General features: G+C 69.8%; 6 protein-coding genes. All 6 read right to left on the reverse strand.

What is annotated here, in order from left to right; genetic code table 11:
* Positions 1-25: 25 nt before the first annotated feature.
* Positions 26-1,189: an inositol-3-phosphate synthase gene (locus tag OP79_RS39935; protein ID WP_033327746.1), complete on the reverse strand. Its 1,164-nt coding sequence runs from the start codon at positions 1,187-1,189 to the stop codon at positions 26-28.
* A 150-nt stretch (positions 1,190-1,339) separates the two neighbouring features.
* Positions 1,340-2,743, reverse strand: a complete 1,404-nt coding sequence (locus tag OP79_RS39940; protein WP_033327702.1) for a ThuA domain-containing protein — start codon at positions 2,741-2,743, stop codon at positions 1,340-1,342.
* 15 nt (positions 2,744-2,758) lie between these two features.
* Positions 2,759-5,269 carry a PQQ-dependent sugar dehydrogenase gene (locus tag OP79_RS39945; protein WP_033327704.1) on the reverse strand — a complete coding sequence of 837 codons (2,511 nt, stop codon included), beginning with the start codon at positions 5,267-5,269 and terminating at the stop codon, positions 2,759-2,761.
* Positions 5,270-5,362: 93 nt separating this feature from the next.
* Positions 5,363-6,367, reverse strand: coding sequence for a sugar phosphate isomerase/epimerase family protein (locus tag OP79_RS39950; RefSeq protein WP_033327705.1), 1,005 nt, complete (start codon positions 6,365-6,367; stop codon positions 5,363-5,365).
* Positions 6,368-6,378: 11 nt separating this feature from the next.
* The gene (locus OP79_RS39955) at positions 6,379-7,617 is read right to left on the reverse strand and encodes a Gfo/Idh/MocA family protein (RefSeq protein ID WP_033327707.1); all 1,239 of its coding nucleotides are present in this window, start codon (positions 7,615-7,617) and stop codon (positions 6,379-6,381) included.
* Between the two features lie 192 nt (positions 7,618-7,809).
* On the reverse strand, positions 7,810-8,464 hold a 655-nt coding region (locus OP79_RS39960), incomplete at its 5' end, for a substrate-binding domain-containing protein (RefSeq protein WP_033327708.1).

The raw sequence follows: 8,464 nt of genomic DNA on the forward strand, positions 1-8,464 counted from the left end.
CCCGTCACCCCGCGCCCCAGCCGCCTCATCGCCCCTCCCCCGAAAGCCCTCGCGGCGACCGCATCGGCTGGGGCGCCCGCAACCGCCCCGCGAACCGCCCCAGCTCCGCGTACTGCTCCCCCAGAGCCGAAGGCCCGTCGCCCACCGGGTCCTTGAAGTAGAAGCCGAGTTCGCTCAACGGGCCCGAAAGACCCGCCTCGTGGGCCCGAGCCACCAGGCGGGCCAGGTCCAGGACCAGAGGTGCGGCGAGGGCGGAGTCGCAGCCCTGCCAGGTGGTCTGGAGGATCATGCGTGTGCCGAGGAAGCCGTCGAAGGCGATGTGGTCCCAGGCGGTCTTCCAGTCGCCGAGCGCCGGTACGTCGTCGATGTGGACCTCGCCCTCGGGCACCGTGCCGAGGGTGTCGGCGAGGACCCGTTCCTTGCCGGCGTTCTTCGCCGCCGCGGCAGCCGGGTCGGACAGGGCCGCACCGTCTCCGCCGCCCAGCAGGTTCGTGCCGGACCAGGCGCGGACCGCCAGCGCCCGCTGAGCGAACATCGGGCCAAGCACCGACCGCAGCAGGGTCTGGCCGGTCTTGCCGTCACGGCCCGCGTACGGCAGCCCGGACGAGTCGGCAGCTGACGCCAGCGCCGGGTGGTGCAGACCCGTGGACGGCGTGAAGTTGACGTACGGGCAGCCGGCCCGCAACGCCGCCGCCGCGTAGAGCGAACTCGGGGGCAGCTCGGTCCCGGTCGGAGCCGGTTCCGTGGAGGCGACGTTCACGACCACCGCCCGCGCGAGACCGTGGCGGCGTACGAAGTCCCCGATGTCCGCGGCGAAGGCGGCCACTAGTTCCTCGGTGTCCCGGGTGTCCCCGGGGAGCGGGCCGCCCGGCCTGATCTCCCGGTCCGCGGCGGCGAGTTCGGCCGCCACGGCCGTCGGGAGGCCGTGCGGCAGGACTCCCCCGGCGGCCAGGACCTCCGCGCGCTTGGGCAGGGGGCAGTCCTCCGTGTCGTGGCCGCCGAAGACGAGGGAGGACAACGCCGGCAGTCCGGAGCCGGCGAAGAGGTCGGTCTCGGTGACCATGCCCGTCGGAGGGTGCAGGCCCGCGGTCATGGCCGCGCAGCCCGCGACGGCGGTGGTGGCGACGGAACCGCGCGCTCCGATCAACCACACGCCCACCCGTGACTCGGGCACCCGCGACTCGGACATCCGGGACTCGGAAGGGAACGGTTCGGCGGACATGGTCAGCCTCCTTGTCGTACGCGAACCAGACGGCCGTACAGAAAACAGAGGAAAAAGGACGAGGAAAGACGAGGTAAGACGGCGGGCGGAAGTCCGGCGTCCCCCGCCCGCCGTCGCTCAGTCACCCGGTGGAGCCGACCGTGTCGACGCCTTCGCGGGCAGTTTCTTGATCCGGATGTCGCGGAAGGACACCTGGTCGTCGGCCCCGTGGTTCTGGATACCGACATGACCGTCGCGCAGGCTTCGCGCGGGATCGGTGTTGGTGAAATCGTTGATCTTCACGCCGTTGAGATAGACGCGGAGCCGTTCGCCCTCCACGCGGATCTCGTACGTGTTCCACTCCCCTGGCGGGTTCAGCGCACGGTCGCGCTTTTTGATGTCGGCGGACTGGAAGCTGTACACGGCCCCGGTGGTGCGATCGGGGGCGTCGGTCGCGTCGATCTGGATCTCGTACCCGTTGTTGACCGCCGACCAGGGATCGTCGGAGGCCGGGAAGCCTACGAAGACACCGGAGTTGTCGTCACCGGAGGCACTCGCCATCTTCCAGTCGAGCTTCAGCGAGTACGAACCGAACCCCGAGGCGCCGTACCAGAGCATGCCCAGGCCGCCCGACGACGTCAGCGTGCCGTCGTCGCCGAGGGTGAACGAACCCGGCCCCGCCTGCTTCCAGGCAGACAGTGACGCCTCCGTGCCGTCGAAGAGCGGCTGGTAACCGTTCTCCGGGCGGCAGTCGGCCTCCGCGGCCCCGATCGCCCAGCGGACCCCGCCCAGCAGGTGCTGCCGGACGGCGGGATCCGCGTACGACTCCTTGGTGTGGCCGACCCCGGTGTAGAAGGAACGGCCGCCCTGGTAGTTCTGGCACCAGGCGATCGGATGGTCGCCGTTCATCGTGCCGCCGGTGTACGACGACTCGTCGAGCGAGGCCAGGACATGAGTGCGTTCCCGTGGATTGGAGCGGTAGTCGTACCACTCGTCCGTACGGTTCCAGGACTCGCCCAAGTGCGAGGTGGCCGGATGCGCATGGTCCTCGACGTGGACAGTCGCTGGCTGGATCGCCGGGTGCGACTTGAAGTAGGCGCCCACCAGGCCGCCGTAGAAGGCCCAGTCGTACTCGGTGTCGGCGGCGGCATGGACGCCGACATAGCCGCCCCCGCGCCGGACGTAGCTCTCGAAGGCGCGCTGTTGGGCCTCGTTGAGCACATCGCCGGTGGTGGACAGGAACACGACGGCGTCGTACTTGGCGAGGTTGCGGGAGGTGAAGGCCGCCCCGTCCTCCGTCGCGTCCACGGCGAATCCGTTCGCGGCGCCGAGGTCCTTCACCGCGGCGATCCCGTCCGGGATGGAGTCGTGCCGGAACCCGGCGGTCTTGGAGAACACCAGGACCCGATCGTCGGCACGGCCCTTGATGCCACCCTCCTTCGACGTGGACTCAGGCCCTTTGGACGAGGCCGGCCCCGACACACATCCGATGAGCAAGGCGGCGCCTAACAGCGCGGTCACCGTTCTGCCTGTTGCTCGCATCGCGTCGCACCCCTCTCAGCCGGTCGTGAACGTGAAGTCGTCGACCTCGTACAGTGCTCCGGTGCCACGCCCCTTGAACACGAGGTAGAGCGTGGTCGTCCCGCGTGGTGCGCCCTTCAGGGACGTACTGACGTCCTGGTAGTTCTCCCAGCCGCCCGTCACCGGAACGGTCGCGGTGCCGAGGACGCGTCCCTTGGGCGAGCCCGCGCGGATCTCGAGCTTGCCGCCCGTGCCGGCGGAGGCGACCCGTGCCGTGAGCTTCTTGGCGTTGCTCAGGACGTAAGGCTCGAAGGAGATCCAGTCGCTGTTGTTGATGTCGCCGACGGCCTCACCTCCGTGCGCGGTGGCACGTGTCTGCACCTTGGCTCCCGAAGCCTTGCCGAAGTGCTCGGCCTGACGGTGCGTGGGCTGGACGACGGCCTGGTCGTGGCTGGTGAGCGCCTCCTGGCCGCCGCCACCGCCGTCGGTGTACTCCGCGTCGAAGACGCCGAAGATGTTCGCGTCCTCGTCATGGCCGCCGTCGGCGCTGGTCTGGATGGTGCCGGTGCAGCCGTTCGCCGAGGTCACCGGGTGACCGTGGCTGTCGTGGCCGAGGATGAAGGTGACCTTGACCTTGGCGCAGTCGATGGTCCCGTCCTCCGGATCGGTCACCTTCACCTTGAACGGCACGGCGTCCCCGAAGCTGAACAGCTGCCCGTCACGCGGCAGTTCCAGGGTCACCTTCGGCGCCGTGTTGCCCACCACGATCTGCACATTGGCGCTGCCGGTACGGCCGCTGGGGTCCTTGGCCGTCAGCGTCGCCGTGTACGTCCCGTTCTTCGTGTACTTGTGTGTGGGGTTCGCCGACGTCGACGTGCCGCCGTCGCCGAAGTCCCAGCTGTACGTGAGGGAGTCGCCGTCGGCGTCACTGGTGCCGGCGGAGGAGAACTTCACCTTCAGCGGTGCCTGTCCTGACGTACGGTCGGCCGCGGCCTGCGCCACGGGCGAGTGTCCGTCGGTCGCGTTCTCGATCCGGTACAGCGCGGAGTTCTCGTCGCCGCCGAACCACGCCAGGCCGTAGTCGAGGACGTACAGCGCGCCGTCCGGGCCGAAGGCCATGTCCATCACCTGGGTGCCGGTCCACGGGATGTCGTTGATCGACTGCACCGTGCCGTCGGCGTCCGAACTGATCCGCTTGATCCAGCGGCGGCCGAACTCCCCGGCGAAGAAGTCGCCGTCGTACGCCTCGGGGAACTTGACCGGCGAGTCGAGCTCGGGGTCGTAGTGGTAGACCGGGCCGCCCATCGGGGACTCGGAGCCGTCACCGAACTCCGGGACGGACGCACCGTCGTACGGAATCCAGGCGGGCTGCGCCGGAGGCAGATCGGTCAGGCCGGTGTTGTTCGGCGAGGTGTTCTTGGGGGCGGCGCAGTCGAAGGCCTCGCCCGAAGTGCCGGTCGCGAAGTTGTAGTCCACGTAGGCGTCGTTGTCGCCGGTGCAGTACGGCCAGCCGAAGTTGCCGGGCTTGGTGATGCGGGCGAACTCGACCTGGCCCGCGGGGCCACGGGCGGGGTCGGCGGCTCCGGCATCGGGGCCGTACTCACCCACGTACAGAATCCCCGTCTCCTTGTCGACGCTGAAGCGGAACGGGTTGCGCAGGCCCATCGCGTAGATCTCGGGGCGCGTCTTGTCCGTGCCGGGCGCGAAGAGGTTGCCGTCGGGGATGGCGTAGGAGCCGTCGGCGTTCACCTTGATGCGGAGGATCTTGCCGCGCAGGTCGTTGGTGTTGCCGGCCGTGCGCTGGGCGTCGAAGGCCGGGTTGCGGTTCGCGCGCTCGTCGATGGGGGCGAAGCCGTCCGACTGGAACGGGTTGGAGTCGTCACCGGTCGACAGGTACAGGTTCCCCGCCGCGTCGAAGTCGATGTCGCCGCCGACGTGGCAGCAGATGCCACGGGATGCCGGGACGTCGAGGATCTTCTTCTCGCTGGCGTTGTCGAGGGTGCCGTCGGCCTTCAGGACGAAGCGCGAGAGCCGGTTGACGCCGTCGAAGGGCGCGAAGTCGGCGGCGGTGCCCGTCTCCGGGGCGTCGCCCGCCGGGGTGTTCATCGGCGGCGCGTAGTAGAGGTAGATGAAGCGGTTGTCGGCGAAGTCGGGGTCGACGCCGATGCCCTGCAGGCCTTCCTCGTCGTGCGCGTACACGTCGAGTTTGCCCGCGAGTTTCGTGGTGCCCGCGGCGTCGGTGAGGCGCAGTTCGCCGTCGCGTGAGGTGTGCAGGACCGAGCGGTCCGGGAGGACGGCGAGCGACATGGGCTCGCCGGTCTCGGGTTCGCCCTTGGCGAGGGTGACCTGCTGGAAGTCCTCGGCCTTGGGCTCGGCAGCCGCCGCAGGGGCGCCACCCGGGTCGGCAACGGCTGCGCCGGCCGCGGGGGCGGTGAGGCCGAGTGAGGCGCCCGCGAGCAGCAGACCGCTCAGCAACGCGAGGGCCCCACGAAGTCTCGGGCGTCTGGTGTGGCTTCTGGTGTTCTTGTTTCTGACGTACCGGTGCACGAATGCCTCCACGATGGGGCTGGTCGTACGGGTGTGTGCGGGTCACCGGGGTGCGCCGTCACCCCGGAGGTGCGTCGAGAAGAGTCGAGAAGATCAGTCGTTCCCGCCGAACGCCGCGTCGAAGGAAGCCGTCGGCGGCTCGAAGTCGTACGCCTTGAGCCGGGTGAGTGCCTCGGGTGCGCCCTGGAGGCGGTCCATGCCCGCGTCCTCCCACTCGACCGAGATGGGGCCCTTGTAGTCGATGGAGCGCAGCATCCGGAAGACGTCCTCCCAGGGGACGTCACCGTGGCCGGCGGACACGAAGTCCCAGCCGCGGCGCGGGTCGCCCCACGGAAGGTGCGAGCCGAGGCGGCCGTTGCGGCCGTCGAGGCGCTTGCGCGCTTCCTTGCAGTCGACGTGGTAGATCCGGTCGCGGAAGTCCCACAGGAAGCCGACCGGGTCGAGGTCCTGCCACACGAAGTGCGAGGGATCGAAGTTCAGACCGAAGGCCGGACGGTGGTCAACTGCCTCCAGCGCGCGCTGAGTTGTCCAGTAGTCGTACGCGATCTCGCTCGGGTGGACTTCGTGGGCGAACCGCACGCCCTCGTGGTCGAAGACGTCGAGGATCGGGTTCCAGCGGGTGGCGAAGTCCTCGTAGCCGCGCTCGATCATCGACTCGGGGGCGGGCGGGAACATGGCGACCAAATGCCAGATCGCGGAGCCCGTGAAGCCGATGACGGTGTCGACGCCGAAGGCCGCCGCCGCGCGTGCGGTGTCGGCGATCTCGGACGCCGCCCGCTGCCGTACGTCTTCCGCCTCGCCGTCGCCCCAGATACGGGCCGGGAGGATCGCCTGGTGGCGTTCGTCGATGATGGCGTCACAGACGGCCTGGCCGACCAGGTGGTTGGAGATGGCCCAGCACTTCAGGCCGTACTTGTCGAGCAGTTGGTGCCGGGAGTCCAGGTACGAGGAGTCCGCGAGGGCCTTGTCGACCTCGAAGTGGTCGCCCCAGCAGGCGAGTTCGAGCCCGTCGTAGCCGAAGTCGCGGGCGAGCCGGCAGACCTCCTCGAGCGGCAGGTCGGCCCACTGGCCGGTGAAGAGCGTGAAGTTGCGCGGCATGGAACGGCTCCTCAACTCGGGATGGGGGTGTATACGGAGTTCTTCGCGGCGCTCTCCTCGACCGCCGCGAGTACGCGCTGCACCTGCAGTCCGTCGGCGAAGGACGGGACCGGCGCGCTGCCTTCGGCGATGGCGGTCACCAGGTCGCGGGCCTGGTGGACGAAGGAGTGCTCGTAGCCGAGGCCGTGACCGGGCGGCCACCAGGCCTCCAGGTACGGGTGGTCCGGCTCGGTGACGAGGATGCGGCGGAAGCCGGCGTGGGTGCCGGGCTCGCGGTGGTCGTGGTACTCGAGTTCGTTGAGCCGTTCCAGGTCGAAGGCCAACGAGCCGTGTTCACCGTTGAGTTCGATGCGCAGGGCGTTCTTGCGGCCGGTGGCGTACCGGGTGGCCTCGAAGGAGGCGAGCGCGCCCGAGGCGAACCGGCCGGTGAAGACGGCGGCGTCGTCCACGGTGACCTGGCCGACTCCGTTGGCGGACACCGCGGACAGGCCGCTGGTCGGTCCGCCGGGCAGCGGCCTCTCCCGTACGAAGGTCTCGGTGAGCGCGGACACTCCCACGACCGGTTCGCCCACGAGGTACTGCGCGAGGTCGACGATGTGCGCGCCCAGGTCGCCGAGCGCGCCCGAGCCCGCCGTCTCCTTGCGCAGCCGCCAGGTCAGCGGGAACTGCGGGTCCACCAGCCAGTCCTGAAGGTACGTCACCCGTACGTGGCGCAGGGCGCCCAACCGTCCCTCGGCGACCATCTTCCGGGCGAGCGAAGTGGCGGGCACCCGACGGTAGTTGAAGCCGACCATCGCCACCTGGCCGCGTGCGGCCGCGGCTTCGGCGGCCTCGGTCATCGCCTCGGCCTCCTCCACCGTGTTGGCGAGGGGCTTCTCGCACAGCACGTGCTTGCCCGCGGCCAGTGCGGCAAGGGCGATCTCGGCGTGGCTGTCGCCGGGCGTGCAGATATCGACGAGGTCGACGTCGTCCCGGGTGATCAGCGCCCGCCAGTCGGTCTCGGCCGCCGCCCAGCCGAGCCGGTCGGCCGCCGCGCGTACGGCCTGTCCGTCGCGGCCGCAGACGGCGGCGAGGACGGGGCGGCGTGGCAGGTCGAAGACGCGGCCCACGGTGCGCCAGCCCTGGGAGTGGGCGGCGCCCATGAACGCGTATCCGACCATGCCGATGCCTAGCGGCGGCCTAGCACCGTCGGGCTTCTCGACCGCGGGTTTCTCGACCGCTGCCTCGTCGGGCTGGTGCGGCTGTCCCATGCGGGAGTCCTCCTCTTGTCGTGGCGCGGTGGGGGGTGTGGAGCGGGGCGCGCATGTGGTCGGACAACTGCGGGTCCGTCGTGGCTGGTCGCGCCCACGCGGCGGAGCCGCAAATGTCACAGCCCCGCGCCCCTAAAGGGCGCTGGTCGAGCCGCCTGCTTCACGGCCCAGCGCCCCTTAGGGGCGCTCGCCTCACTTGAAGCCGGTGGGCATGTACTGATCGACGTTCTCCTTGTCGACGACTGCCGAGTAGAGCGTCAGGGACGCCGGGATCTCGAACTCGGCCAAGCCGCCCACGCCCTTGCCCTGGCCGAGGGCGCGGGCGAGGTCGATCGCGGAGGCCGCCATGGTCGGCGGGTAGAGGACGGTGGCCTTGAGGACGCCGTCGTCCGCTTTGATGGCCTGGAAGGCGGACAGCGCGCCCGCGCCGCCGACCATCAGGAAGTCGTCGCGGCCTGCCTGGTCGATGGCCCGCAGGGCACCCACGCCCTGGTCGTCGTCGTGGTTCCACAGGGCGTCGAAGTTCGACTGGGCCTGGAGGAGTTGGGACATCTTGGCCTGCCCGGACTCGACGGTGAAGTCGGCGGACTGCCGGGCGACCTTCCTGATGTTCGGGTAGTTCTTGAGGGCCGCGTCGAAGCCCTGCGTACGCTGCTGGGTCAGCTCCAGGTTGTCGATGCCCGCGAGCTCGATGACCTTGGCGTTCTTCTTGTCCTTGAGCTTCTCGCCGATGTAGTGACCGGCGTTCAGGCCCATGCCGTAGTTGTCGCCGCCGATCCAACAGCGGTACGCCTGCGGGGAGTTGAAGATCCGGTCGAGGTTGACGACGGGGATGCCGGCGCGCATG

The sequence above is a fragment of the Streptomyces yerevanensis genome (assembly GCF_000716805.1).
GTDB classification, from domain to species: Bacteria; Actinomycetota; Actinomycetes; order Streptomycetales; family Streptomycetaceae; genus Streptomyces; species Streptomyces flaveus.

Excerpts from the sequence above, each read along its gene's own strand:
- OP79_RS39940 (WP_033327702.1), bottom strand. The coding sequence starts at position 2,743 with ATGCGAGCAACAGGCAGAACGGTGACCGCGCTGTTAGGCGCCGCCTTG.
- OP79_RS39955 (WP_033327707.1), bottom strand. The coding sequence starts at position 7,617 with ATGGGACAGCCGCACCAGCCCGACGAGGCAGCGGTCGAGAAACCCGCG.
- OP79_RS39935 (WP_033327746.1), bottom strand. The coding sequence starts at position 1,189 with ATGTCCGAGTCGCGGGTGCCCGAGTCACGGGTGGGCGTGTGGTTGATC.
- OP79_RS39950 (WP_033327705.1), bottom strand. The coding sequence starts at position 6,367 with ATGCCGCGCAACTTCACGCTCTTCACCGGCCAGTGGGCCGACCTGCCG.